Here is a 24,806-nt window from a genome sequence, read left to right on the forward strand (position 1 = left end):
AGAAGTGTTCAGCTCTGAAGAGCCACCTAATTGTTGAGGGAAGTCACTCGACTGCCTGGTAGCGAACACCAATCCGCTTAAATGCGCTTTCGCGCCGGATCCGGATCTGCTGTGCGATTGTGTCTGCCTGTCTTCTATCTGGAAAGCTGGTGGTCACCCCCTGCCCTTTCGTACCGATTCGTCCCCAGCGCCGCTCAACGGTTGTCCAGCCAAACAGATCCGTCTCAATCCAGAGATGATAGTCGCGCGCGACGTTGCGGGACGGGTCTATTGCTTGCCAATGCCATGACTGGTTCTCTGGAGTTTCCATTCGGAAATAGTGCCAAGATCATTTGCGGTCGGTCCAATTGGAATTCTGAATCACAGAAGCCTCTGTGATTCAGGGACTCGATTTTGCTTATGAAAGCTGGGGTGCCGATCGAAGACTGTTCCCCGCTAGGGCAATGCGTCGTCCGAAAAGGAATGTGGGCCCACGTAAGGTTCGCTCTTGCATTTCGTCATCAATATATTCTGGAAAAACTATAACTTCCAACGGGTTAGATGGGTTACAGTTAAGTTAGACTAGTTAAGAGGCCGATGTGATGCTGCGACTCGCTGTATTCTCTGATGATTTTCCACTGCGCGGTTCCCGATGTGTCGGCATTGTGTTCCTGAAAGTTCGAAGGCGTGTTCCCGAAAGTTCGCTTTTGGGGGCGTTTGCGGGAGGGGGCGGAATCCTACGCTAAGGATTTGGGCCAGCGATATTCCCCGGTTAGATTGATGTGTTCCCATCCCAACGGCGAGACGTGGGCGAGTAGATCAGGCTCGATATGGGTACCGCTGGCGGCCCGGGTATTGACGACCTCGCCGAGCTTCATGGTGTTCCAGAATATGATGATGGCGGCGAGCAGGTTCATTCCGGCGATGCGATAGTGCTGGCCTTCGCCGGATCGATCCCGGATTTCACCTCGGCGGTGGAAGCTGATGGCGCGCTTTAGGGCGTGGTGGGCCTCACCCTTGTTGAGGCCGATCTGAGCCTGGCGCTGGAGGCCGGCATCAAGAATCCAGTCGATCATGAACAGGGTTCGCTCGATGCGGCCCACCTCTCGCAATGCGAGGGCCAGCTCATTCTGGCGCGGGTAAGAGGCGAGCTTGCGAAGAATCTGGCTGGGGGCGACGATCCCCGCTGCGATCGTCGCCATGATGCGCAGGATGTCGGGCCAGTTGCGCTCGATGAGCGGTTCATTGATCTTACCTCCGACCAGCGCTCGCACATTGGCCGGCGTCGCGTTGGGCGTGAAGGCATAGAGTCTTTTCTGAGGGAGATCGCGGATACGGGGGGCGAACCTGTAGCCGAGCAAGGCGCAGGCGGCGAACACATGATCGGTGAAGCCGCCCGTGTCGGCAAAATGCTGGCGAACGCGGCGGCCCGCGTCATTCATGAGCAGCCCGTCCAGGATATAGGGAGCCTCGCTGACCGTTGCCGGGATCACCTGGGTTGCGAACGGCGCATATTGATCGGACACATGGCTGTATCCCTTGAGGCCCGGGACGTTGCCATATTTCGCGTTGATCAGATTCATCGCCTCGCCCTGCTCGGTAGCAAGGAAGAACTGCCCGTCGCTGGATGCCGATTGCCCTTGTCCCCAGAAGGCGGCCATGGGCAGGGCGGCGTGGGCCTCCACGATCATGGCGAGCGCCCGATCATAGGCGCTGCCTTCGACATGCCAGCGCGCGATCCGCAGCAATTCCCAGAAGCTGTGCGTGTTGGTCGCCGCCGCCATCTTGCGCAAACCGAGATTGACGCCTTCCGCCAGCAACACGTTCATCAGGCCGATCCGGTCGCTGCAGGGCGCGCCGGTGCGCAGATGCGTGAACGCCTCGGAAAATCCGGTTCGCTCATCGACTTCCAGCAACAGATCGGTGATCCTCGCGGGCGGGAGCTGTTGATAGAGATCGAGCACGAGATCCTCGGCCCCTTCGGGCGTGTCGGCCCTCAGCTTGTCGATGTGCAGCTTGCCGTTCTCGATGATGCCGCCTGGGATCGTGCCGGTTCGCGCCGCGCGGCCAAACTCCTTCAGCCGTGTATCCAGTCGAGCCCTGCGCTCGGCCAGCCATTCGCCGGGTCGCAGCGGCACGGCGAGCCGCGCGGTCTGCTCTATCGCCTGTGGCGGGACCAGAAGCTGCTTGAGGTCGCCATAGCGGCGCGATCCCGCCAACCATATGTCACCGGACCGGAAGGCGTCGCGGATGTGGAACAGCACCGCGATTTCCCAAAGCCGGTGGTCGCCGCTGGGCTCAGCGCGAAGATGACGATGCCATTTCGAGTTGGGACGTAGAAAATCCACCGGCGGATCGACCTTGATCCCGTTACGCAGCATCGCAACGGCCGCCAGAAGAGGCGTGGCGATCGGCGCCGCCTGCATGTCGAGCAGGCGCAGCATCCTGGGCGCGTAGAGGCGGAAACGGTGATAGCCGTCCAGCACACGGCTGAGCGGGTCGGCCGCGAGCACGTTGGTCAGCGCGGAGGCCGTGGCGACAAGGGTTCTGAACCGTTCCCAGCCAGGCCCGGTGGCGATTATCCCGTCCAGGGCCGTGCCATCGTCCTGCGCTCCAAGCAAAGCACCACCGATTTCGGCAAAGGACTTCAGCGTGTCCCGAACGGCCGCCTTTGCGTCGGCGATCCTGGTGTTGCAAAGGCGTTCGGAGGCCCGATAGAGACGGCCTACGATGCGATCGTGGGTCTCCACGATGACATCGGCCAGCGATGACCGCCATTCCAGGGTGCAGACAGCGAGGATCGCAAGCCGCCTGTCTTCGGGCAGATCACGCATGCCGTCGGCGTAATAGCGCTCGCCCTGCCGGCGAAGCCGGGTCACACGATGCGCCGGCACGCCGTCCAGCAAATCCGCCGGAAGATCGAACCTTTGAAGATATTCCAGTCGATCCATCAGCCGGTTAGCGGCTGCTGAATTTGCGCCAACCTCGAACTGTCGCAGCCATACGAAGCGCGTGACGCGACCATCCACCGTATCCTCCAACAGGTGAGCCAAATTCTCGCTCAGGGTTGGCGTGATGCGATGGGCGATAAGATCCTCGATCCGGCGCTCGGCCTCAACCAGCGCATCGGCGCAAAGGCGCTCGATCGTCGAGGAGCCGGGAAGGATCGTGCGGGTGCGGCGACACTCCGCAACGAAGCGACGGGCAAGATCCTCATTCGATGTCGCCGCCTCGGCTTCCCGAGCGATCCATTCGCGCAAATCCCGTGCGCCCCGCCCCGAAAAGGAGCGATAGCCGTAGATTCGGCGAAGGTCCGCCAGATGCTCGTGCCGGGTCTCCTCGCGCGCGGCATAGAGGAGTAGATCGTCGCTGGTCAGGCCGAGCTGGGCCGCGATGAAATCCGATACCTGCGCCGGGATCAACTCGCCAGGAGCGAGCACCCGGCCCGGGTAGCGCAGGACGCACAGTTGCAGCGCGAAGCCAAAACGATTGTGGGCGCGCCGGCGCTGGCGGATATGCCCGAGATCCTCATCGCTGAGGGTATAGTGCCGCAGCAGCTCACCTTGATCGACCGGCAAGTGAAGCAGCGCCTCGCGCTGTCGATCGGTCAGGGTCACGCGACGCGGCATACATGCTCCTTATTCTTTCCGAGCTACGGTTTGAGATAGCTTGATTGAGATGCTGGTTAAGATACACAATAGCCCAATCTTATGTGCTCATGTTCGTCACCGCCTCAAACCTTCGTTTGTGATCCATGCTGATCGGCTACGCCCGCGTGTCCAAAGCCGACGGCTCGCAGTCGCTCGACCTGCAGCACGATGCCCTTCGCGCTGCCGGTGTCGAGCCAGGCAATATCTATGATGATCGTGCATCCGGTAGCCGTGATGATCGCCCCGGTCTTGCCGCCTGCCTGAAATCGTTGCGCGACGGCGATGTCCTCATCGTTTGGAAGCTCGACCGGCTCGGCCGAACGCTCACCCACCTGGTCAGCACGGTGCAGAATCTGTCGGATCGCGGTATCGGTCTGCGGGTGCTCACCGGCAAGGGCGCGCAGATCGACACCACGACGCCATCGGGCCGGATGGTGTTCGGCATTTTTGCCACACTGGCGGAGTTTGAGCGGGATATGATCCGCGAGCGCACCATGGCTGGCCTGGCCGCTGCCCGCGCGCGGGGACGCAAGGGTGGCCGCAAGTTCGCCCTCTCCAAGGCCCAGGTGCGGCTCGCTCAGGCTGCTATGGCCCAACGCGACACGTCCGTTTCCGACCTCTGCAAGGAACTCGGGATCGAGCGCGTCACTCTCTACCGCTATGTCGGTCCCAACGGGGAACTCCGGGATTACGGTCAGCGCGTGCTTGCTGCCAAAACGCGATGATGATGACGGGAGCCCCGATCAAACTTACCCAAGCGGACGCCGCAGACGTTGCAGACCTGTACAACCGTTGCAGCGACTATTTCCTGTTGCAGGACGGGGCCGCGCCCACGCTGGACGATGCTCGCGAGCTTTTCTCCGATGTGCCGCCCGAAAAGAGCGCCCACAATCAAGCTGTCCTGGGATGGAAGGGGCCTGGCGGCCTATATGCAATCGCGGCCATCCTCCGCGATTATCCGCGTGATGGCACATGGTATCTCGGCTTCATGATCGTAGATGCCGCACAGCGTGGTCGTGGCGTCGGACGCTCAATTTACTCGACGGTCGAAAGCTGGGCCGCTGCGAGAGGTGCCACAGAGATTCGGTTGGCCGTGCTGGAAGCGAATGAAGCGGCAGAGCGATTTTGGCGTTCTCTCGGCTTCATTGAGTATCGGCGCGTTGGGCCAGACACCTTCAAAATGCGTAGCCATCGCCGGATAGAACTGAGCCGTCGCCTTTCTGGCGCGACCGTAGAAGGCAGCAACAAGTAAGATCTCGCGCCGGCTATCTGGGCGAGCTTGGCGTAGGATTCCGCCCCCTCCCGCAAACGCCCCCAACAAGGGTAACCGCTACAAAGGCTCGTTCGAATCGAGCCTGCGGCTGGGCACCGACGCCATCCGGCATCGCCTGACCGCCGCAATCGACGTCGAGCGCGAAGAATTCCAGAACACCACACCGTCATCCTTCGCGTTTCAGGGAAAAAGATCGACCGACAATGTCGGGATTGTCGGGCAGTATGAACTGCTGATCAACGACGCATTCTCTTTTGGTGCATCGATCCGCCATGACGAAAATGATCGCTTTGATGACCCCACAACTTGGCGGGTTCAAGGCAGTTATTCGCTCCCGACTGGTACCCGTGTTCGCGGTGCCTATGGAACGGGGGTCAAGAATCCGGGCTATTTCGAGCTCTATGGATTTTCCGATGGCCGCTATATTGGCAACCCTAACCTGAGGCCCGAGAAGTCGGAAGGGTGGGAAGCCGGCATCGAGCAAAGCTTCAGCGATGGCAAGGCCACCATAAGCGCGACCTATTTCGATAGCCGCCTGAAGGACGAAATTTTCACGACCTTCCCCGCTCCGACCTTCATAGCGACGCCATCAAACCGTGCAACTTTGTCGAAACAGCATGGCATTGAGGTGGCCCTTGCCGCCCGTCCAATTCCCCAGATCAGGCTGGACGCCGCCTACACATGGCTTCATGCGCGAGAAAACGGCACAGTCGAGGTGCGTCGCCCCAAGCATATCGGCAGTTTCAACGCGACAGTGTTCAGCAAGGATGAGCGCTTTTCGGGTACGTTGACAGTGCGCTACAACGGGCGTCAGACCGATGTCGCGTTTACAAATCCAAGCTTCATTCCGGTGCGCGTGTCCCTGAGGGAATATGTACTGGTTAACCTGAATGCCGAATACAAGTTGCGCCCCAACATTTCGTTGTTTGCGCGCGTAGAAAACCTCATCAACGAGCAATACGAAGAGGTGTTCAGTTTCGCCACTCCGGGCCGCGCAGGCTATGGTGGCGTTCGCGTCCGCTTCTGATGTTCCGCAAGGCGCTCTGCCTCCTTTGGATGATCTCCGTGCTTCCGGCTCTGGCCGGTTGCACGGAGCCGTCTGGTAGTCGCAGCCAGGCGGCAGCAAAGCCAGTCCATGTCATGTCGATGAACCAGTGCACGGATCAGCTTGTCCTGGCATTGCTGCCACCTGAGCGGATCGCGTCGGTCACTTGGCTGTCGCGCGATCCCGACGGCTCCCTCATGTTCCGCGAGGCTGCGCGTGTCGACATCAACCATGGAATGTCGGAGGAGGTCCTGCGCCAGAAGCCGGACCTGGTTATTGCCGGGGCATTTACGACGCCGGCAACACGCGGACTGCTTAAGCGATTAGGGTTTCCAATGATCGAGGTCGATCATGCGGAAACCTACGAAGATATCCGCAAGATAACCCGACAGGTCGCCAAGGCAGTAGGAGAGCCCGCTCGCGGCGAGGAATTGATCGCAAAAATGGACCGCCAACTGGCCGACCTTGCGCGCGATCCGGGCCCGCCGCTACGAGTGGCTGCGTGGGATGGTGCTGGCTTCAATGCAAGCACGGGGTCTCTCTATGACACTGTGCTCAAGACAGCCGGTGCGACCAATGTTGCCAACACACTGCAGAAGAGCAGCTACGGCAAACCGGATATCGAAATCCTGCTCCTTTCTGCTCCGTCCCTGCTGGTGAAAGGCGCCGGGGTAGGTCGCCGCCCGGGGCTTCGCGAAAACGTCGAGCGACACCCTCTAATCCGTCGCTACTGGGACGGTGACCGTACGCTGACGATCCGACAGGCGTACTACGTTTGCGGAACGCCGATGGTGACGGAAGCCGCGATGCAGTTGCGCAACGAACTTCGTTCAGCGGCTCTCCATGCCCGCTCTCCCCTTCCCTTTGCCGGTGGGAAATCGCTATGACCCGGTGGCTTGTTCCCATGCTGGTCAGTTGTCTGCTCGCCAGCGCTTTCGCTTCGGTGCTGGCTGGCTCCGTCTGGTTGACACCACGCGAAGCGTTTCAGGCGCTGGCTTTCGATCATGCGGATCTGGCTGGCCAGATCGTCACCCAGATCCGCCTGCCACGGGTTGTCCTTTCGATGGCCATCGGTGGCATCCTTGGCCTCTCGGGTGCCGTCATGCAGGGGCTGTTGCGAAACCCGCTGGCTGACCCCGGCCTGCTGGGCGTTTCGGCAGGTGCCTCGCTCGGTGCGGTCATCGCCATCTATTTCGGCTTTGCCGCCAGTTTTACCCTTGCCGCTCCGCTGTTTGGTCTGACAGGTGCATTCGTCACCACAGGCATTGCCTTCATCCTTGCGCGGGGAGGCGGTACCCTATCGCTCATCCTGGCCGGGGCAGCAGTCAGCAGCATAGCCAGTGCAGGCGTCAGTCTGGCGCTCAACCTCTCCCCCAATCCTTATGCCGCTTACGAGATCATGACCTGGCTGATGGGTTCGCTTGCCGATCGAAGCTGGGATCATGTCCGCCTTGCCACACCCTTTATCCTTGCCGGGGGTACGATGCTTCTGCTGACGGGCCGAGCTCTGGATGCTCTTGCATTGGGTGAAGCGCAGGCTGAAAGCCTGGGGATTGCGGTTTCACGAACGCGCATGCTGGCGCTGATCGGTACGGCCCTTGGCGTCGGAGGCGCAACCGCCGTATCCGGAACGATCGGTTTCGTAGGCCTGATTGCGCCTCACCTTGTCCGGCCTCTGGTCGCCCATCGTCCAGGCAAGGTGCTCATCCCGGCCATGCTGGTTGGAGCCGTTCTGGTAACCCTCGCCGACATCGCGTCGCGCACATTGGTATTCCGGGGCATGCCGCTAAATCTCGGGGTGTTCATCAGCCTGATCGGGGCACCGTTCTTCCTGTGGCTGGTCCTTCATGTCCGGAGACGCACCGCATGAGCGCGCTGCACTTTCATGGTGTTTCGGCGCGCCGGGGGCAGCGTCTGGTCCTTGACGGGATATCGGCGCGTGTTCCATCGGGCCATCTGACTGCTGTGATCGGCCCCAATGGCGCCGGCAAGAGCACCTTGCTGGACATCACATCGGGCCTCAAACGCCCGGTGCAAGGTTCGGTCGAACTCGATGGCAAGGACCTCCACCGCCTTGGCCGCCGGGAACTTGCCAAGTTGCGTGCCTATCTGCCGCAACGTGCGGGGGTTGATTGGCCGATCACCGTAGAGCGCGTGGTTGCGCTCGGGCTGACTCCGGCGCTGCCAGCATTCGGCACCATACCGTCCGCTCTGCTTCCCGCCATCGACGATGCACTGCTCGCCTGCGATCTGCTGGGTTTGCGGGATCGGCCAGCCACGCAATTGTCGGGTGGCGAACTGGCGCGGGCAATGCTGGCCCGCGCGATTGTCGGCGATCCAGCGCTTCTGATCGTTGATGAACCAACCGCGGGTCTGGATCCACGCCATGCCATCGATGCCGTCCAGCGTCTCAAGGCCCGGACCACGGCCGGGTGCACGGTTGTCATGGCGATCCACGATCTTGATCTGGCCTTGGCCTTCGCGGACTCGATCCTCGCAATCCGCGATGGGCGATTGCTTGCACACGGTCCGACGCACGAAGTCGTCACCGAAAGCCTACTCACCTCGCTCTATGACGTTCCGGTCCGGTTATCTCGTGACGGGGACGGCATTTCCGTCCGCTTTCTCAAGTCCGGGGTATCATCATGAACCAGATTTCCTTTGACGAACTGGCACGTCTCGCGTGCGACCCTGGCCATGGCTGGAGCATCGGCACATTCGGTGCGATCGGCGAATTCATTCGCGACGAGGATGAGCCGGCCACGGTTCAAAACGACCGCGACAATATCGAAATCGTGACCGCTCGCGGTGCCTTGCGGATCAGGCATTCGGATAGCTTTGAATGCCTTGCCTGGGATAGCCTGTCCTCTGATGGCGAAAGCTGGGGTCATGCAATGGCGCTCTGCGCGCCTCTGACTGGTTCGGTCGATCGGGCTGTCGTATCTTTGGGCGCCGATACCGACGCCATTCGCAGGGAAGACCAGTCGAGCCGCCTGTTCGACATGGGCGTTTGTAACGGCACCATAAGGATGTGCGCCCGCACTGACGACGAAGCGCTGATCGGGGCTCTCGAGGCTCTTGAAGGTCAGGACCTGCTGTCTTCGCCAACAGTCATGGCCGAGGTTCTGCGTGCGCAGCCCCACCGGGTCATGCTCTCGCCTGCCGGACGGATCGAAGTCTTCCAACCGATTCCGCCTCCGGATGGGAAATCGCCGGAAGGCCCGCACACCCATCTGCTTGCCAAGCTTATCGGGAAGGGTCGGCCACATGGCGCCAACGTCCCCATTCCGGATGGCTATCAGTCGATCCTGAACATTCACCCTCGCTCACCTTGGCGGAACGCACTGGGTGAACGGCACGATTTCGTGCCCGATACGGACACCGCCTTTTCACCTATGCTTGAACGCTTTGGCCTTGATCAGGATCGTGCCGTGGACGCACATATCCGCACCGCTGTGGCTGAAGGCGCAAACCCTGAATTCTTTGATTGGCCCGACACACGGCGGGGCCGAACGAAAGCCCGCATCGTCCTGCGCCGTCTTGCCGCTGCCGGTCACGAGCACGTGGGTCCCTGGCGCGTCTGGTTCGACCGCGCTCCCGTTGAAACCGATGAAACGGAACAGTGAGGTTGCGCCTGCAATTTCAGCGCGAACTTTGATTGGCATGATCGAAGTTTGGGTCTAGAGATATTCAATGATGATGCGGGTTTGCCCGTGCCATCGATGATCGCGCCGGTGCCCCCAACGGGGCTTAATCGGGAATGCGGTGCGGGAGCGTAGCTCCCAAATCCGCGGCTGTCCCTGCAACTGTAAGCGGATAGCGCGATGCACATTTTTCCTGCGCGTGCAGGAAAAGCCACTGGACCGCGCATGAACGCGCATCTGGGAAGGCGTGCATCAAGCTGTGACCCGCGAGCCAGGAGACCTGCCGGCGCTCTGGTCGCTCTTGCCCGGGTCCAGGGGATGGCCAAGGCACGGTACTCTTCCGTCTGAGCGACGAAGCTGTGCGGCTGGGGCTGCACGGCCGCGTGGTTTCGGGCGTCTGTCGCGCCAGCCCGTTGTCGCGCGCCGACCGGACCTGTCCGGCAAGCCCTGCCCGGTGTCGCTCTGGCGCGCGGAGGAACTGCCATGTCGGACCTGTCAAAGGTACCCGTCACGATCATCACCGGCTTTCTGGGTGCCGGTAAGACCACGCTGATCAGCCACCTGATCCGCAACGCTGGCGGACGCCGATTGGCTGTGGTCGTCAATGAATTCGGTACTCTGGGGGTGGATGGGGACATCCTACAATCCTGCGCCATTCCCGATTGCCCGGCGGAAAACATCGTCGAACTGGCCAACGGCTGCATCTGCTGCACCGTGGCGGACGATTTCATTCCCACCGTAGAGCGCCTGCTCGCGCTTGATCCGCGCCCTGACCATATCCTGATCGAGACATCAGGGCTGGCCCTGCCCAAGCCCTTGCTCAAGGCCTTCGACTGGCCGGCAATCCGCAGTCGCATCACGGTGGATGGCGTCCTTGCGCTGGCCGATGCCGAAGCGGTTGCTGCCGGACGGTTTGCCCCCGATCTTGCAGCGCTGGAGGCCCAGCGCGCCGCAGACCCGGGGATCGACCACGAAACCCCGCTGTCCGAAGTCTTCGAGGACCAGCTTGCCTGCGCCGATCTCGTTTTGCTGACCAAGGTTGATCTGGCCGGACCTGACGGAGTCGCTGCCGCAAGGGCAGCCATTGCGGCCGAAGCACCCCGCCCCGTGCCTGTGATCGAGATAGCCGAAGGGATTGTCGACCCTCGCGTGATCCTTGGACTTGGAGCTGCCGCCGAAGACGATATCGCTGCCCGGCCCTCGCATCACGACAATGAGGATGATCACGAGCACGACGATTTCGACAGCACCGTCATCGCGCTCGGCGAGATTGCCGATCCCGCCGATTTGGTGGCGCGTATCGAAACGCTCGCCCGCGACCATCGCATCCTGCGGGTAAAAGGCTACGCTGCCGTGACTGGCAAGCCCTTGCGCCTCTTGGTGCAGGCCGTCGGGTCGAGGGTTCGTCACCAGTACGACCGCCCATGGCGCCCCGATGAGCGGCGCCAGACCACCCTGGTCGCCATCGCCGAGCATGACGATATCGACGAGCCTGCCATTCGCGCGGTGCTGGCAGGCTAAGCTAGGCCGTGCACGTCATCTTTCGCGAAACGCATGGGATGGAGGAAACGGCCATCCCACAGGATCTGGGGCAGGAGCCTGCGGATCTTGTCGTCCTGTCCTTCTCGGACAGCGATCTTGGTGCGTTCGCGGAAGGCTGGCGCCAGGCGCAAGCGGCGGATCCGGCATTTCCTTCGTTGCGGCTCGCCAATCTTGCCGCGCTGATCCACCCTTTGTCGGTCGACACCTATATCGAAAAGACATTGGCCGGGGCAAAGGCCGTGCTGATCCGGCTGATCGGCGGCACGCCCTATTGGAGCTACGGCCTTCAACAGGTCGAGACCCTCGCCCGATCGCGCGGGATTGCGCTTGCTGTCCTGCCTGCCGATGGTCGGCCGGATTGGCACCTCGACAGTGTCTCCACGCTTCCTGCCGCCACGCTGGCCAAGCTTTGCCAGTTGTGTGACGAGGGCGGCGCGGCAGCGGCGCGCGCGGCCCTGGCCGCTCTCGCGCACGCCGCAGGGCTTGGCGTCAGCACTGTGACGCAATGCACGGCTTTGCCGGCAACTGGCGGATGGCACCCCTCCTGCGGGATCATCGATCCTGCCAGCTTCAGGCCCAATGCGGATCGGCCGCTGATCCTGATCGTCTTCTACCGTGCGTACCTCGCCGCACACGACCTGCACCCGATCGCCGCGCTTCATTCCGCGCTTGAACAACGCGGCTTTGACGCGCTCTCGATCTTCGTCCCCTCGCTCAAGCCCCCTGAGGTCAGGGCACAGGTGGATCGCTGGGTGCGTTCGCTGGCGCCTGCAGCCATCGTCAATGCCACGGCTTTTTCAGCGCGGGGCGAGGATGGCGGAACGCCGCTCGACGGGGGGGGCGTTCCGGTCTTCCAGATCGCGCTTGCCACCGCACCGCGCGCAGGATGGGCGCGCACATCGCGTGGCCTCTCGCCGGCTGACCTTGCCATGCATGTCGTACTCCCCGAGATTGACGGGCGCATCTTTGCAGGCGTGTCGAGCTTCAAGGAAGCGGGCGAACGCGATCCGGCACTCGGCTTCGCTCCCTATTCGCACCGCGGCGATGACAACCGGATCGCAGCGGTCGCCGACCGCGTGGCGCGCTGGATCGGGCTGGCCCGCAAGCCGGCATGCGAACGCCGCGTCGCCCTGATCCTGTCGACCTACCCCGGCAAGGCCTACCAGATGGCGCACGCCGTGGGTCTTGACGCGCTGGCCTCAGTCGATGCGATTGTCGCCGATCTGGCAGAGGCCGGGTACAAGGTCAGCCGCCCCACCGATCTTGCCAGGCAGCTGGCGACCGAGCATCTGGTCTGGCCTTTGAATGCCTATCGCACTGCCATGTCCGCCCTGCCCGAGACGCTGCGGCAGGACCTTGCCTCGGCATGGGGAGAGCCGGAAGACGATCCGCTGGCTGTCGATGGGGCATTTCGCTTCCCGGCGCTCACGCTCGGCCAGGTGCTGGTGGCGCTTCAGCCCGAGCGGGGCGAGCCTATCAGTCGCGATGCAGACTATCACGACCTCTCGCGCTGCCCGCGGCACGCCTATGTCGCCTTCTACCTGTGGCTGGGCCAGCAGGGTACGGATGCGCTGGTCCATGTTGGCGCGCATGGTACGCTGGAATGGCTGCCGGGGAAGGCTGTAGCGCTGTCTGACGCTTGCTGGCCCGAAGCGCTGACACAAGCGATGCCGGTCATCTATCCCTTCATCGTCAACGATCCGGGCGAGGCAGCGCAGGCCAAGCGCCGCATCGGTGCTGTCACCATCGGCCATGTGCCGCCGCCGCTCGTCCCGACCGGAAGCGGCGCCGGGCTGGGCCGGATCGAGGCTTTGCTGGACGAATTCTCCAATGCCGACGGGCTGGACCCTGCCCGCCGGGACCGTCTGCAGAAATCCATCCGCGAGGAAGCTGCCGCGCTGGGGCTGGAGGCAGAGCTCGGCCTTGATACCGCCACCACTCTGGTCGAAGCGATCACCCGGATCGATCGCTTCGTCTGCGATGTGAAAGCCAGCCAGTTCGGTGACGGTCTCCACGTTTTCGGCCGCGGTGAACAGGGCGCGGCAGAGCGGAACGGGCTTCTGGCTGGGCTGGACGGCCGATGGATCGCTCCCGGACCATCTGGCTCGCCCCATCGCGGACGAACCGATGTGCTGCCGACGGGACGCAACCTCTACACGATCGATCCGCGCGCAGTACCTTCGCGCGCAGCGCATGCACAGGGCGTCGTGCTCGCCGAGGAGCTGCTCCGCCGCCATCTGCAGGATCACGGCGACTACCCGCGTGGCCTTGTGGTGGATCTGTGGGGTTCGGCCACCATGCGCACGGCTGGTGAAGAGTTTGCGATGGCGCTGCACCTTCTGGGGGCAAAGCCGATGTGGGACATGGCTTCAGAGCGCGTGACGGGGGTTGAGATTCTCCCACTCGCCATGCTCGACCGCCCTCGCCTCGATGTAACGCTGCGCGTTTCGGGCCTGTTTCGTGATGCCTTTCCCACCCTGCCCGCCTTGTTCGGTCAGGCCGTCCGGGCGCTGTGCACCAGGGACGAACCCGCCGACTGGAACCCTTTCGTTGCCTTGGCCCCAGCGCCGCGCGTCTATGGTCCGCGTCCGGGCCGGTATGGACTCGGGATCGGAGACGCGGCCGAAACCTATACCGATGATGCCCGGCGTGCGGCGGGCGAAGCATGGCTGGCAGCCTCCGACCACGCGCTGGATAGCGTTTCCGATTCCAGCACGGGAAGCGAGGCTGACCCCGATGGCATCCGTCTGCGAGTGGCCAGCGCGGACGCCTTCGTCCACCTGCAGGACCTGCCTGAAACCGACCTCTTGCTGGCCGCGGACTATGCCGGGCACGAGGCAGGCTTTGCCGCAGCCCAGGCGATTGTCGGAGGCAAGGCCGCACTCTATCATCTCGACAATCGGGACCCGAACAACCCGGCGGCCCGCACGCTGACCGAAGAAATTGCCCGCGTGGTCCGTGCCCGAGCCGCCAATCCAGGCTGGATCGCAGGAATGATGCGCCACGGCTTTCGTGGGGGCGCGGAACTGGCCGCGACGCTGGACCATCTTGGCGCTTTCGCACATCTTTCCGGCAGCGTGCCGCCGCAGCTGATCGACCTTTATCACGAGGCAACGCTCGGCCAGTCCGAAGTTCGCGCCTTCCTCGAACGCGAAAATCCCGATGCACTGGCGGCGATGGAAGCGCGCTTTGCCGCGCTGCATGCCGCGGGCCTCTGGCGCACCCGGCGAAATTCCATCCTGGCCAGCCTGCGGGAGGCACCATGACCGGATTTGCCGTCAAGGGCTGGTGCCCGGACGCATGGCACCCGATGATATCCGGCGACGGCCTACTGGTGCGGGTCAAACCCCGGCTCGGGCGGCTGACACGGGAGCAGGCGCTGGCCCTTTGCGATGCGGCCGCCACCTGCGGCAGCGGGCTGATCGACCTGACGCGGCGCGCCAATCTGCAGATTCGCGGCGTTGCCCAAGATCGCTGGCCCTTGCTGATCCAAAGGCTGATTGCGCTGGAATTAGTGCAGCCCGAGCCTGCACTCGAAGCGCGGCGCAACGTCCTTGTCGCGCCCGACTGGCAGGAGAACGACGACACCCACCGCATCGCCAACGCCCTGCTGGCCCGGATAGGCGAATGGCCCGATCTTCCCGGCAAGGTCGGGTTCGTCATCGATGCCGGCCCTGCCGCTGTGCTGACCGGCGCATCCGGCGATTTCCGTGTCGAACGCGGCACGGACGGCAGCCTCATCCTTCGCGCCGATGGTTGCCTCACCGGATCAAGCCTGTCTCCAGGCACGGAAGCGGACGCCCTGATCGCTCTCGCTCACTGGTTCGCCGCGAGCGGCGCCGCCGCAGCCGGGCGCATGGCCCGTTGGGATGCGGAACTTCCCGCATGGGCAAAAGGTGCGATCGCGCCTGCAATGGCTGAACCGGGCCATGTGCTTGGCACCGGACATCATCCATCGATCGCGCTGGCGTTCGGGCTGATAGAGGCTTCGGAGCTCGCCATCCTGCTCGAATCCGGTTCTGCTTCTGGACTGCGAACAACACCGTGGCGGCGGCTGTTGATCGAGGGGGCGGCGGCTGCCCGGACCCACCCGTCCACCGGCGCTAAACCTGATCCGCTGCCCCATGTGGAAGCCTGCCCGGGCGCACCATTGTGCGCACAGGCGACGGTTGAAACCCGTGCGCTTGCGCGCCGACTTGCGCCCTATGTCTCGGGACGGCTGCACGTTTCGGGTTGTGCCAAAGGCTGCGCCTGCTCGCAGGTGGCCGATGTCACGCTGACCGGACGCAACGGCAGGTTCGATCTGGTCCTTGCTGGCAAAGCCGGATCGCCTCCGTCCCGCTCCGGCTTGAGCGCCAGCGAAATCCTCGCGCATTTTGGAGCCGTCTGATGCCCCATGTCTATGAAACCGACGGGGCAGCGATCTATCGCCAGTCGTTTGCCACGATCCGCGCCGAAGCCGATCTCTCCCCTTTCGCGCCAGGCGAAGAGCAGGTGGCAGTGCGGATGATCCATGCGGCCGGGATGGTCGGACTTGCAGCGCATATCCGGTTCTCGTCGGGATTTGCCGATGCGGCACGCGCTGCGCTGGCCGGCGGCGCGCCGATACTGTGCGATGCGCGGATGGTGTCTGAAGGGATCACCCGCGCCCGGCTTCCCGGGAGCAACGCAATCATCTGCACGCTGCAAGATCCTGCGGTGCCTGACCTTGCACGCAAGATCGGCAACACCCGATCCGCTGCCGCGCTGGAACTGTGGCGGCCCATTCTGGCGGGTGCGGTCGTGGCGATCGGCAATGCACCAACCGCGCTGTTTCATCTGCTGAACATGCTGGAAGACCCCGCCTGCCCACGCCCTGCGGCGATCATCGGCTGTCCGGTGGGCTTCGTGGGAGCAGCTGAATCCAAGGCTGCCCTCTGGGCCGCTCCTCCTGCACCCTGCTGCGTCGTCGAGGGCCGCCTTGGCGGCAGTGCCATCACCGTGGCGGCCATCAACGCGCTGGCGAGTACGGCCGAATGAACGCCGGCACGAACATCGGCACCATTCACGGTGTCGGGCTTGGTCCGGGTGCGGCAGACCTGCTGAGCGTGCGCGCCGACCGGCTTGTACGCACGGCGCACCACGTCGCCTATTTCCGCAAGGCTGGGCGGCCCGGCCAGGCAAGGCGCATCGTGGAAGGGATGCTCCGCGCTGACGTGATCGAGTTTCCGATGGAATATCCGGTAACCACCGAAATCCCGGTATCCGATCCTCGCTACAATGCCTGCCTGTCGGCGTTCTACACGCACTGTTCGGAGCGGCTTGCAGCGATTTCGCAGCAGGGTGAGGACGTCGTCGTGCTGTGTGAGGGCGACCCGTTCTTCTACGGCTCCTTCATGCACCTCCATGCCCGCCTTTCAGGCCGCATACCGGTGGAAGTCGTCCCTGGCATCACGGGCATGTCTGGCGCCTGGACCGCGACGGACCTGCCGATCACCTGGGGCGATGATGTGATGACCGTGGTCATGGCCACGCTGCCGGAAGCCGAGCTTGCCCGCCGGATCCGCGAGACTGACGCGCTGGTGGTGATGAAGATCGGTCGGAACCTGCCCAAGCTTCGCCGCGCCGTGGCAGCCGCCGGGCGCATGGATGCGGCATGGCTGGTCGAACACGCAGCGATGCCCGGACAGCGCGTCACCATGCTGGCCGAGGCTGAGGCGGTGACCCCCTATTTCTCGATCCTGCTGATCCATGGTCAGGGGAGGCGACCATGACCGGGGAAAAGGACAAGGGTTGGCTAGCAATCGCCGGTCTGGGACCAGGAGACGAGGCACTCGTCACACCCGAAGTCACCGCCGCGCTGGCCGGGGCTACGGACGTGATCGGGTACATTCCCTATGTCGCCCGGATAGCTGCACGCGAAGGCCTGACGCTTCACCCCTCGGACAACCGGGTGGAGCTCGACCGCGCCGCTCTGGCGCTCGATCTTGCGGCGCAGGGCCGCAGGGTCGTTGTCGTATCGTCAGGTGATCCGGGGGTGTTCGCGATGGCCTCGGCGGTATTCGAAGCGCTTGAGGCAGGTCCTTCCCGCTGGCGGACGCTGGATATCAGGGTGCTGCCGGGCATCACCGCCATGCTGGCCGCCAGTGCACGGGCCGGGGCACCGCTGGGTCACGATTTTTGCGCGATCAATCTTTCCGACAACCTGAAACCCTGGGCCATGATCGAAAAGCGGCTGCGGCTGGCCGTGGAGGCGGACTTTGCCTTGGCGCTTTACAACCCCCGCTCGAAGGCACGTCCCGAAGGCTTCGCCCGTGCGCTGGCCTTATTGAAGGAGCTGTGCGGCGATGATCGCCCGATGCTGTTTGCCCGCGCCGTCACAACGCCGCAGGAAGATCTGCGCATCGTGCCGCTGGGCAAGGCGCACGATGAAATGGCCGACATGCGCACCACGGTGATCGTGGGATCAAGCCGGACGCGGATCATCGAACGTGCGGCAGGCCCTATCCTCTATACGCCCCGGTCCGTTGCGGAAGTGGCCTCATGACCAAGCCATTCCAGCACATCTTCTGCGCGACAGACCTCGATCCGGTCACCGATCACCGGGCGGTCGATCATCACGACCGGAAGCTTGAGCTGGCGCGCAGCGACAAGCTTTGCCTCGGCGCCCGTGCCACCGGCGTTCTTGCACACAACAAGGTCGATCATGTGAGACTGCATCAGCAGCCGATCACCTTCAGCCGTAAACGGCCCGCGATCGATGACAAGGTCGTGGGAGGGCAGGCCTGGGGGCGCAGCCGGAGGGTCAACAAAGCGCAGCAGGTAGTGATGCTGCGGCTGTGCGGCAAAGGCTTCCACATGCATTCGGCCCAGCGCGAGCAGGATGCGGCGCGGCGTGCCCGCAAGTTTGGCCACCGCAGCGGCAGTGTCTCTCACGCATGTCCAGCGATCGCCCGACCCGGCCTCCCATGCGGGTCTGGTCAAGGCGATATGGGCAATCCCGGCAATCCGCGCGGCCTTTATGGCATGTGCGCTCATAGTCGCGGCAAAGGGATGCGTCGCATCGACCAGATGCGTGATGCGATGGTCTTGGAGATAGGCCACAAGCCCCGCCACCCCACCAAAGCCGCCGACGCGGATCGGCACCGGCTGTGGCCGCGGGTTGTCGGTCCTGCCCGCGTAGCTGAGTGTCGTCGCAACCTGCGCTGCCGCAAGCAGGCGCGCCAGTGCGCTCGCTTCGGTTGTTCCGCCAAGCAGGAGAACATTCGGCATGGCTGACATGGACCCTCGCGCATGGTTGACGATCATCGGCATCGGTGAAGACGGCGTGGACGGCCTGTGCTCAGCGGGCCGGGCCGCGCTGGCCAGGGCCGAACTGGTCATGGGATCGGCGCGCCATCTAGCGCTGCTTCCCGCGCTTACCTGCGCGGTCTTCAAATGGCCAGTTCCCTTTGCCGACGGCATAGCCGAACTGCTGGCGCATCGCGGGCGGCGGGTGGTCATGCTGTCATCGGGCGATCCGTTCTGGTTCGGCGCAGGCGCAAGCCTTGCGCGCCATCTCGGTCCGGCGGAATGGGTTGCGCACCCCGCGCCATCGACCTTCAGCCTTGCTGCCGCCCGGCTGGGCTGGCCGATCGAGGAAACGGCCTGCCTCGGCCTGCACGCAGCGCCGCTGGACCGCTTGTGCCCCCATATCGCACCCGCCCAGCGCGCCATTGTCCTGCTGCGCGATGGCGATGCCGTTGCCACGGCGGCGCAATATCTGACCAGCAAGGGCTTCGGCCCATCGACGCTTCATGTGATGGAAGCGCTGGGCGGCCCCCATGAACGCCTCCGCGTGACGACCGCGCAAGCCCTGCCGTTCGCAGACATTGCCCATCCCGTTGCCGTGGGCATCGCGTTCGCCGGTTCAGGCAATGTCCTGCCCGTCACATCCGGCAGACCGGATGCGTGGTTCGATCACGACGGACAGATCACCAAGGCCCCGGTGCGCGCCCTGACCCTCTCGGCCCTCGCCCCGCGTGCCGGTGAATGGCTCTGGGATATCGGCACGGGTTCTGGGTCAATCGCGATCGAATGGCTGCTGGCTCATCCCGCCAACCGGGCGACCGCGTTCGAAGCCGATCCGCTACGGGCCGGCCGCGCCCGCGCAAACGCCAAGGCTCTGGGTGTAGACCGGTTGGATGTGATCAATGCCCGGATGCCCGAAGGCCTGCCGGAAGGCCCCCATCCGCATGCTGTGTTCATCGGTGGCGGCTTGTCCGACCCGCTGCTCGATGCCCTCTGGGCCCGGCTGCCTGATGGAACGCGGCTGGTGGCGAACGCCGTGAGCCTTGAATCTGAAGCCGCTCTTACCCGTTGGCATGGCGCAAAGGGCGGCAGTCTGCTGCGGATCGAACTGGCCGATGCCGTGCCCCTTGGCCAGCGGCATGGCTGGAAGGGGCGCTATCCCGTGGTACAGTGGAGCGTCACGCTATGATCGTGGCTGGCTTCGGCTTTCGGCGCGGCGCAGGCCTCGCTTCGCTGCGGGCGGCGCTGGAACTGGCGCAGGACGGGCTGCCCCCTATAACCCATTTGGCGACCGCCATCGACAAGACGTCTGCGTTGGTACCGCTTGCAGAGGCACTGGGACTGCCGATGACCGGCATCCCATCGGCGTCCCTGTCCACCACGCCTACGCCCACCAGCTCTGCCGCCAGCCTGAAGGCACGCGCGACCGGCAGTGTCGCAGAAGCCTGCGCGCTGGTCGCCGCTGGTCCGGGCGCCCGCCTTTTGCGCACGCGCCACATCTCGCCCGATCGCATGGCCAGCTGCGCCATTGCCGAAGGATCACAGCCATGACCGTCCACTTCATCGGCGCCGGCCCCGGCGCACCCGATCTTTTGACCCTGCGAGGGCGCGACCTGATCGCCGCCAGCCCGGTCTGCCTCTATGCCGGTTCGCTGGTTCCCGTGGCTGTACTCGATCACTGTCCGCCCGGTGCCCGCATCGTCAACACCGCGCCCATGACGCTGGACGAGATCATCGCCGAGATAGCGGAGGCTGACGCCGCAGGGTGCGATGTTGCCCGCCTCCATTCGGGCGACCTGTCCGTCTGGTCGGCAATGGGCGAACAATTGCGCCGCCTGCGCGCACTGGACATTCCGTTTACGGTCACGCCGGGTGTTCCCGCCTTCTCGGCGGCAGCGGCGGCTCTGGAAGCCGAACTGACCTTGCCCGAGCTCGGCCAGTCGCTGGTACTCACGCGCACGCCAGGGCGGGCCAGCGCGATGCCGCAGAGCGAGAGCCTCGCCAATTTCGCTGTGACGGGCGCGACTCTGGCTATCCATCTATCGATCCACAACCTCGCGCGGGTCGTGGCCGATCTTGCTCCCGCCTATGGCGCGGATTGCCCCGTTGCGGTCGTCTGGCGCGCCAGCTGGCCCGACCAGCGGATCGTCCGGGCCACCCTCGACACCGTCGAAACAGCCATCGCCGGCAGCATGGAACGAACCGCGCTGATCCTTGTCGGACGGGTGCTGGGGGCGGAGGACTTCGCACAAAGCAGCCTCTACGCCCACGGCTACGACCGGCGCTTCCGCCCACAGGATGCGAGCTCGCGCTTTGCAGGAGCCGGGGAATGAGCGTTTCAGGCCTGATGATCGCCGCTCCGGCATCGGGAACGGGCAAGACTACGGTCATGCTGGGCCTGCTGCGAGCGCTGGTTGAAGACGGCGCGGTGGTCCAGCCCTTCAAGAGCGGTCCCGACTATATCGATCCCGCCTTTCACCGCGCCGCCTGCGGCCGTGCGTCGTTCAACCTCGATACTTGGGCCATGAATGGCGAGCTGATCGCTGCAATCGCGGGAGAGGCTGTTGGCGCGGACATGGTGCTTGCCGAGGCTTCGATGGGCCTTTTCGATGGTGTCGCGAGCCGGGGTGCCGTTGGCAATGGCGCCAGTGCGGACATTGCACGGACAATGGGCTGGCCGGTTGTGCTGGTGCTGGACGTGTCCGGACAAGCCCAATCCGCCGCTGCAACGGCGCTCGGTTTCAAGCATCTGGATGACACGCTGCCGTTTGCAGGCGTGATCCTGAACCGGGTGGCCAGTCCCCGCCATGAACGGCTGGTGCGCCGGGGGATGGAAGCGATAGGCATGCCTGTGCTGGGTGCCCTGCCCCGGCGCGGCGATCTCACCCTGCCAGAACGCCATCTCGGTCTGGTCCAGGCTGTCGAGCATCCCGATCTCGAGCGGGCGATATCGGACTATGCCGCATTTCTGCGTGCAAATGTCGATCTGAATGCCATCCGCCATGCCGCCAGCAGCAACAGCGCCCCGCCTCCGGCCCCCGGCCAACTGCCGCTTCCCCCTGCCCAGCGGATTGCCATCGCCCGCGATCCCGCCTTTTCCTTCGTCTATCCCCATGTGCTCGAAGGTTGGCGGCGGGCTGGCGCGGAGATCATGCCCTTCTCGCCATTGGCAAACGAGGCCCCTGCCCGCGATGCCGATCTTGTCTGGCTGCCGGGCGGCTATCCGGAATTGCACGCAGGGACCATCGCTGCAGCGACGAACTTCCTGACCGGCCTGCGCCATCACGCCAAGACCCGCCCGGTCCACGGCGAATGCGGCGGCTACATGGTTCTGGGCGAGGCCTTGGTGGACAAGTCGGGAGAACGGCATCGTATGGCCGGCCTGCTGGGGCTTGTTACCAGCTATGCACAGCGCAAGATGCATCTCGGCTATCGCCAGGCCGAACTGCTGGCACCGATAGCCGGACTGGCCAAAGGCAAAAGACTGCGCGGCCACGAGTTCCACTACTCGACGATCCTCGAGCAGACAGACGCAGCGCTGGCATGTGTAACCGATGCAGATGGCGTCGCGGTTGCCGAAACAGGCTCGTATCGCGGCCGCGTGACCGGAACCTTCTTCCACATGATCGCGAACGCATCGTGAAAGGGTTCGTATCATTTGTGGGTGCGGGCCCTGGCGATCCCGAGCTGCTGACCCTTAAAGCCGTTTCTCGTCTTGAGACAGCGCAGGTGGTCCTGTTTGATGATCTGGCTGCGGGACCGATCCTGGCCCGCGCGCGCGATGACGCTGAACTGGTAGCGGTAGGCAAGCGCGCCGGTCGGCCATCTCCAAGTCAGGCCGAAGTCAGCCGTCTTCTGGTGGACCATGCCCTGGCCGGGAAGCATGTCATCCGGCTCAAATCGGGAGATGCTGGCTTGTTCGGCCGACTCGAAGAAGAAATTGAGGCGCTTCGCCATGCGGGAATCTCGTTCGAGATCATTCCTGGCGTCAGCTCGGCGACCGCCGCAGCGGCAGCTGCCGCGATACCACTGACACGACGCGAGCACGCTAGACGCGTCCAGTTCGTAACCGGACATGGCAAGACTGGCACTTTACCCGAAGACCTCAATCTATCAGCGCTTGCCGACCCTTGTGCCACAACGGTCGTCTTCATGCCAAAGCGCACATTTCCGGCGCTTGCTGCGCAGCTTGTCGCGGCAGGACTTGCGGACGATACTGCAGCCTTGTTGGCAGAAAACATTAGCCGACCGGACCAAAGACTTACCAGAAGCACTATTGCCGGACTTGCTCGGTCACTTGCCGACGGCGGATCGGATGCAACCGCACTGGTGATCTACGGCCCCATGATGGAGGAGGCATGATCCACCTCCATCTGATCGGCATAGGCACCGGGAATCCCGACCACCTGACGCGTGCTGCAATACGCACAATCAACGCGGTCGATCTCATTCTGCTGCCCCGCAAAGGCGATGCCAAATCAGATCTCCTGGACCTGCGCCACTCCATCTGTGGCGCCGCATTGGCCTCACCGGTCCGCATGGCCGAGTTCGACATGCCCGTTCGCCGACAGGATGGCGACTACACGCAGGCCGTCGACGATTGGCACGATGCGATTGCAGCGATTTGGGCAGAGCAGATAGCAGTTCACCTTCCTGATGGTGGGCGGGTCGCGCTGCTCGTGTGGGGCGATCCGTCGCTTTACGACAGCACACTGCGTATTGCCGATCGGCTCCGGACGGCTGGGGTCGACCTAACTGTTCGCGTCGAACCCGGTATCACCAGCATTCAGGCTCTTACGGCTGCTCACGCCATCCCGCTGAACGCCTTGGCCGAACCTGTCACGATCACCACCGGCCGCAGGTTGCGCCGGGAAGGCTGGCCGCTGGGAGTGCACACGATCGTCGTCATGCTCGATTCCGGCTGCGCCTTCGAAGTCCTCGATCCTGCTGGCATCACGATCTGGTGGGGTGCCTATCTGGGCATGTCGCAAGAAGCACTGGTGCATGGGCCACTTGCCGATTCTGCGCCGCAGATTGCCGCGCGCCGCGCGGAACTGCGCGCTCGCCACGGCTGGATCATGGATGTCTACCTGATGCGAAAGGAACGAGCCGATGCCTGCTGACCGCGAAGAAGAAGCTGCAAGCGCAGATGCGCGCCATGCCGAGAAAATGCGCAAGATCCAGGCTGCGCGTAGCACCATGATGGCCACCAAGACCCGCGAGCAGGGGCTGCTGATCGTTCACACTGGCACGGGCAAGGGCAAGACAAGCGCTGCACTCGGTATGGTCGTGCGCGCAATAGGACATGGCATGAAGGTCGGGGTCGTCCAGTTCGTCAAGGGCGCGATGGCGACAGGCGAAAAGACGGTGTTCGACGCTTTCCCGGAAAATGTCGAGTTCAAGCCGATGGGTGAAGGTTTCACCTGGGATACGCAAGACCGGACACGCGATATCGCTTCGGCACGTACTGCCTGGGATGAAGTCTGCCGCATGATCGCCGATCCGGCTTACCAGATGGTGGTAGCCGACGAACTCAACATCGTCCTTCGGTATGACTACCTGCCCTTGGATGAGGTTCTTAAGGCGTTTGCCGCGAAACCCGAGATGAAACATGTCATCGTCACCGGACGCAATGCGCCCGATGCACTGATCGAGGCGGCCGATCTCGTCACCGAGATGACCATGATCAAGCACCCTTTCCGCTCGGGCGTGAAGGCGCAGGCAGGGATCGAGTTCTGAGCGATCTGCCGCCCCAGTTCGATGCCGAGTTCGCGGCTCGATTTGCGCAGCTGCTGCGCTGGCGACGCGATGTGCGGCACTTCGAAGCCCGTGCTGTCGCGGAAGAGGAGATGTGTGCGCTGCTGGAGTGTGCCTCCCTCGCGCCTTCGGTCGGGAATGCGCAGCCCTGGCGGTTCGTGCGCGTGCGTTCATCCACCCTTCGTCAGGCGCTGGCCGACCATGTCGATGCACAGAACGCACAAGCAGCGCAGCAATATGCCTGCCAAGCCCGGCAGGAACTGTATCGTTCGCTCAAGCTGCATGGCCTTCGCGAAGCCCCGGAACTGATCGTGGTGTTCTGTGATGAGCAGCCCAAAGCAGGCCATGGACTTGGCATTGTCAGTATGCCGGAGATGTTGCGCTATTCATGCGTGCTGGCGATCCACACACTCTGGCTGGCGGCAAGGCTCCGCGGCATTGGCGTCGGATGGGTATCGATCCTCGAGCCCGGTGTCATCCGCGCCTTGCTGGACGTACCCGCCGACTGGTCGCTGATTGCACTGCTGTGCTTCGGATACCCCCAGGACCCGTCCCAGACACCCGAATTGGAGCGGCGGGGCTGGCAAGCCCGGGAACCTGTGACCAACCGAGTGTTCGACCGATGACCCCCAATCTATGGAGCAAGA

The 24,806-nt window shown here is 63.6% G+C and carries 24 protein-coding genes and 1 riboswitch; of the genes, 21 read left to right on the forward strand and 3 right to left on the reverse strand.

The genetic code is table 11. The annotated features are described in order from the left end of the window. Window positions 1-43 precede the first annotated feature (43 nt). Window positions 44-310, reverse strand: a complete 267-nt coding sequence (locus tag OVY29_RS24365; protein WP_081095480.1) for a WGR domain-containing protein — start codon at window positions 308-310, stop codon at window positions 44-46. Window positions 311-716: 406 nt separating this feature from the next. Continuing rightward, on the reverse strand, window positions 717-3,608 hold the full coding sequence (locus tag OVY29_RS24370) for a Tn3 family transposase (RefSeq protein ID WP_313911111.1): 2,892 nt from the start codon (window positions 3,606-3,608) through the stop codon (window positions 717-719). 125 nt (window positions 3,609-3,733) lie between these two features. Here OVY29_RS24370 and OVY29_RS24375 point away from each other — a divergent pair, with 125 nt between their 5' ends. From OVY29_RS24375 to cobJ, 13 genes are all read left to right on the forward strand, one after another. Further along, entirely contained in the window at window positions 3,734-4,354 is a 621-nt protein-coding gene (locus OVY29_RS24375; protein ID WP_008832583.1) for a recombinase family protein, read from the forward strand. Beyond that, a complete protein-coding gene (locus tag OVY29_RS24380; RefSeq protein WP_007686150.1) occupies window positions 4,351-4,881 on the forward strand; it encodes a GNAT family N-acetyltransferase in 531 nt (176 codons plus the stop codon). Before OVY29_RS24375 ends, OVY29_RS24380 begins: the two co-directional genes overlap by 4 nt. Window positions 4,882-4,918: 37 nt before the next feature. Continuing rightward, entirely contained in the window at window positions 4,919-5,929 is a 1,011-nt protein-coding gene (locus OVY29_RS24385; protein WP_313912476.1) for a TonB-dependent receptor domain-containing protein, read from the forward strand. Window positions 5,930-6,042: 113 nt separating this feature from the next. Continuing rightward, complete coding sequence (locus OVY29_RS24390; RefSeq protein WP_160328032.1) at window positions 6,043-6,834, forward strand: ABC transporter substrate-binding protein; 792 nt, start codon at window positions 6,043-6,045, stop codon at window positions 6,832-6,834. After that, a complete protein-coding gene (locus OVY29_RS24395) occupies window positions 6,831-7,817 on the forward strand; it encodes a FecCD family ABC transporter permease (protein ID WP_039330624.1) in 987 nt (328 codons plus the stop codon). The genes OVY29_RS24390 and OVY29_RS24395 overlap by 4 nt, the downstream gene beginning before the upstream one ends. Next, window positions 7,814-8,596, forward strand: a complete 783-nt coding sequence (locus tag OVY29_RS24400; RefSeq protein ID WP_052241777.1) for an ABC transporter ATP-binding protein — start codon at window positions 7,814-7,816, stop codon at window positions 8,594-8,596. Before OVY29_RS24395 ends, OVY29_RS24400 begins: the two co-directional genes overlap by 4 nt. Continuing rightward, window positions 8,593-9,573 (forward strand): DUF6925 family protein, encoded by a 981-nt coding sequence (locus OVY29_RS24405; RefSeq protein ID WP_052241778.1) that lies wholly within the window; start codon window positions 8,593-8,595, stop codon window positions 9,571-9,573. Before OVY29_RS24400 ends, OVY29_RS24405 begins: the two co-directional genes overlap by 4 nt. A gap of 89 nt (window positions 9,574-9,662) precedes the next feature. Next, a riboswitch (cobalamin riboswitch) is annotated at window positions 9,663-9,894 on the forward strand. Window positions 9,895-10,074: 180 nt separating this feature from the next. Beyond that, on the forward strand, window positions 10,075-11,112 hold the full coding sequence (gene cobW, locus OVY29_RS24410; RefSeq protein WP_039330625.1) for a cobalamin biosynthesis protein CobW: 1,038 nt from the start codon (window positions 10,075-10,077) through the stop codon (window positions 11,110-11,112). An 8-nt stretch (window positions 11,113-11,120) separates the two neighbouring features. Further along, window positions 11,121-14,399: a cobaltochelatase subunit CobN gene (cobN, locus tag OVY29_RS24415; RefSeq protein ID WP_039330627.1), complete on the forward strand. Its 3,279-nt coding sequence runs from the start codon at window positions 11,121-11,123 to the stop codon at window positions 14,397-14,399. Beyond that, window positions 14,396-15,523: a cobalamin biosynthesis protein CobG gene (locus tag OVY29_RS24420; protein ID WP_039330629.1), complete on the forward strand. Its 1,128-nt coding sequence runs from the start codon at window positions 14,396-14,398 to the stop codon at window positions 15,521-15,523. The genes cobN and OVY29_RS24420 overlap by 4 nt, the downstream gene beginning before the upstream one ends. After that, the gene (locus tag OVY29_RS24425; protein WP_039330631.1) at window positions 15,523-16,152 is read left to right on the forward strand and encodes a precorrin-8X methylmutase; all 630 of its coding nucleotides are present in this window, start codon (window positions 15,523-15,525) and stop codon (window positions 16,150-16,152) included. Before OVY29_RS24420 ends, OVY29_RS24425 begins: the two co-directional genes overlap by 1 nt. Next, window positions 16,149-16,886 carry a precorrin-2 C(20)-methyltransferase gene (cobI, locus tag OVY29_RS24430; protein ID WP_039330633.1) on the forward strand — a complete coding sequence of 246 codons (738 nt, stop codon included), beginning with the start codon at window positions 16,149-16,151 and terminating at the stop codon, window positions 16,884-16,886. Before OVY29_RS24425 ends, cobI begins: the two co-directional genes overlap by 4 nt. Then, window positions 16,883-17,659, forward strand: a complete 777-nt coding sequence (gene cobJ, locus OVY29_RS24435; RefSeq protein WP_039330635.1) for a precorrin-3B C(17)-methyltransferase — start codon at window positions 16,883-16,885, stop codon at window positions 17,657-17,659. The genes cobI and cobJ overlap by 4 nt, the downstream gene beginning before the upstream one ends. On the opposite strand, the gene OVY29_RS24440 is transcribed toward cobJ, so the two are convergent. Then, window positions 17,623-18,384, reverse strand: a complete 762-nt coding sequence (locus OVY29_RS24440) for a cobalt-precorrin-6A reductase (RefSeq protein WP_039330637.1) — start codon at window positions 18,382-18,384, stop codon at window positions 17,623-17,625. The two genes, cobJ and OVY29_RS24440, sit on opposite strands and share 37 nt — an antisense overlap. Between OVY29_RS24440 and OVY29_RS24445 the strand changes: the two genes are divergently transcribed. Genes OVY29_RS24445 through bluB form a run of 8 tightly spaced genes read left to right on the forward strand, consistent with a single transcriptional unit; the run spans window position 18,383 to window position 24,785 of the window. Then, entirely contained in the window at window positions 18,383-19,591 is a 1,209-nt protein-coding gene (locus OVY29_RS24445; protein WP_039330640.1) for a bifunctional cobalt-precorrin-7 (C(5))-methyltransferase/cobalt-precorrin-6B (C(15))-methyltransferase, read from the forward strand. The two genes, OVY29_RS24440 and OVY29_RS24445, sit on opposite strands and share 2 nt — an antisense overlap. After that, window positions 19,588-19,953, forward strand: a complete 366-nt coding sequence (locus tag OVY29_RS24450; RefSeq protein WP_039330641.1) for a cobalamin biosynthesis protein — start codon at window positions 19,588-19,590, stop codon at window positions 19,951-19,953. Before OVY29_RS24445 ends, OVY29_RS24450 begins: the two co-directional genes overlap by 4 nt. Then, window positions 19,950-20,735, forward strand: coding sequence for a precorrin-4 C(11)-methyltransferase (gene cobM / locus OVY29_RS24455; protein WP_039330643.1), 786 nt, complete (start codon window positions 19,950-19,952; stop codon window positions 20,733-20,735). The genes OVY29_RS24450 and cobM overlap by 4 nt, the downstream gene beginning before the upstream one ends. Continuing rightward, entirely contained in the window at window positions 20,732-22,045 is a 1,314-nt protein-coding gene (locus tag OVY29_RS24460) for a cobyrinate a,c-diamide synthase (protein WP_039330645.1), read from the forward strand. The genes cobM and OVY29_RS24460 overlap by 4 nt, the downstream gene beginning before the upstream one ends. Then, a complete protein-coding gene (cobA, locus tag OVY29_RS24465; protein ID WP_230962559.1) occupies window positions 21,946-22,764 on the forward strand; it encodes a uroporphyrinogen-III C-methyltransferase in 819 nt (272 codons plus the stop codon). Before OVY29_RS24460 ends, cobA begins: the two co-directional genes overlap by 100 nt. Then, entirely contained in the window at window positions 22,761-23,525 is a 765-nt protein-coding gene (cobF, locus tag OVY29_RS24470) for a precorrin-6A synthase (deacetylating) (RefSeq protein ID WP_039330650.1), read from the forward strand. Before cobA ends, cobF begins: the two co-directional genes overlap by 4 nt. Then, window positions 23,515-24,141 carry a cob(I)yrinic acid a,c-diamide adenosyltransferase gene (gene cobO / locus OVY29_RS24475; protein ID WP_039330652.1) on the forward strand — a complete coding sequence of 209 codons (627 nt, stop codon included), beginning with the start codon at window positions 23,515-23,517 and terminating at the stop codon, window positions 24,139-24,141. The genes cobF and cobO overlap by 11 nt, the downstream gene beginning before the upstream one ends. Continuing rightward, entirely contained in the window at window positions 24,138-24,785 is a 648-nt protein-coding gene (gene bluB, locus OVY29_RS24480; RefSeq protein WP_081095568.1) for a 5,6-dimethylbenzimidazole synthase, read from the forward strand. The genes cobO and bluB overlap by 4 nt, the downstream gene beginning before the upstream one ends. The last annotated feature ends 21 nt before the right edge of the window (window positions 24,786-24,806 follow it).

This window comes from Sphingopyxis sp. SE2 (assembly GCF_032227185.1).
Lineage (GTDB): Bacteria > Pseudomonadota > Alphaproteobacteria > Sphingomonadales > Sphingomonadaceae > Sphingopyxis.

Coding starts and splice junctions, on each gene's coding strand:
- cobO (WP_039330652.1), top strand. CDS start 23,515: ATGCCTGCTGACCGCGAAGAAGAAGCTGCAAGCGCAGATGCGCGCCAT.
- cobM (WP_039330643.1), top strand. CDS start 19,950: ATGACCGTCCACTTCATCGGCGCCGGCCCCGGCGCACCCGATCTTTTG.
- OVY29_RS24370 (WP_313911111.1), bottom strand. CDS start 3,608: ATGCCGCGTCGCGTGACCCTGACCGATCGACAGCGCGAGGCGCTGCTT.
- cobF (WP_039330650.1), top strand. CDS start 22,761: ATGATCCACCTCCATCTGATCGGCATAGGCACCGGGAATCCCGACCAC.
- OVY29_RS24450 (WP_039330641.1), top strand. CDS start 19,588: ATGATCGTGGCTGGCTTCGGCTTTCGGCGCGGCGCAGGCCTCGCTTCG.
- OVY29_RS24445 (WP_039330640.1), top strand. CDS start 18,383: ATGGCTGACATGGACCCTCGCGCATGGTTGACGATCATCGGCATCGGT.
- OVY29_RS24425 (WP_039330631.1), top strand. CDS start 15,523: ATGCCCCATGTCTATGAAACCGACGGGGCAGCGATCTATCGCCAGTCG.
- cobA (WP_230962559.1), top strand. CDS start 21,946: ATGTGTAACCGATGCAGATGGCGTCGCGGTTGCCGAAACAGGCTCGTA.
- OVY29_RS24390 (WP_160328032.1), top strand. CDS start 6,043: ATGTCGATGAACCAGTGCACGGATCAGCTTGTCCTGGCATTGCTGCCA.
- OVY29_RS24375 (WP_008832583.1), top strand. CDS start 3,734: ATGCTGATCGGCTACGCCCGCGTGTCCAAAGCCGACGGCTCGCAGTCG.
- OVY29_RS24405 (WP_052241778.1), top strand. CDS start 8,593: ATGAACCAGATTTCCTTTGACGAACTGGCACGTCTCGCGTGCGACCCT.
- OVY29_RS24395 (WP_039330624.1), top strand. CDS start 6,831: ATGACCCGGTGGCTTGTTCCCATGCTGGTCAGTTGTCTGCTCGCCAGC.
- OVY29_RS24380 (WP_007686150.1), top strand. CDS start 4,351: ATGATGATGACGGGAGCCCCGATCAAACTTACCCAAGCGGACGCCGCA.
- OVY29_RS24365 (WP_081095480.1), bottom strand. CDS start 310: ATGGAAACTCCAGAGAACCAGTCATGGCATTGGCAAGCAATAGACCCG.
- OVY29_RS24440 (WP_039330637.1), bottom strand. CDS start 18,384: ATGCCGAATGTTCTCCTGCTTGGCGGAACAACCGAAGCGAGCGCACTG.
- cobJ (WP_039330635.1), top strand. CDS start 16,883: ATGACCGGGGAAAAGGACAAGGGTTGGCTAGCAATCGCCGGTCTGGGA.
- cobI (WP_039330633.1), top strand. CDS start 16,149: ATGAACGCCGGCACGAACATCGGCACCATTCACGGTGTCGGGCTTGGT.
- cobW (WP_039330625.1), top strand. CDS start 10,075: ATGTCGGACCTGTCAAAGGTACCCGTCACGATCATCACCGGCTTTCTG.
- OVY29_RS24400 (WP_052241777.1), top strand. CDS start 7,814: ATGAGCGCGCTGCACTTTCATGGTGTTTCGGCGCGCCGGGGGCAGCGT.
- OVY29_RS24420 (WP_039330629.1), top strand. CDS start 14,396: ATGACCGGATTTGCCGTCAAGGGCTGGTGCCCGGACGCATGGCACCCG.
- OVY29_RS24460 (WP_039330645.1), top strand. CDS start 20,732: ATGAGCGTTTCAGGCCTGATGATCGCCGCTCCGGCATCGGGAACGGGC.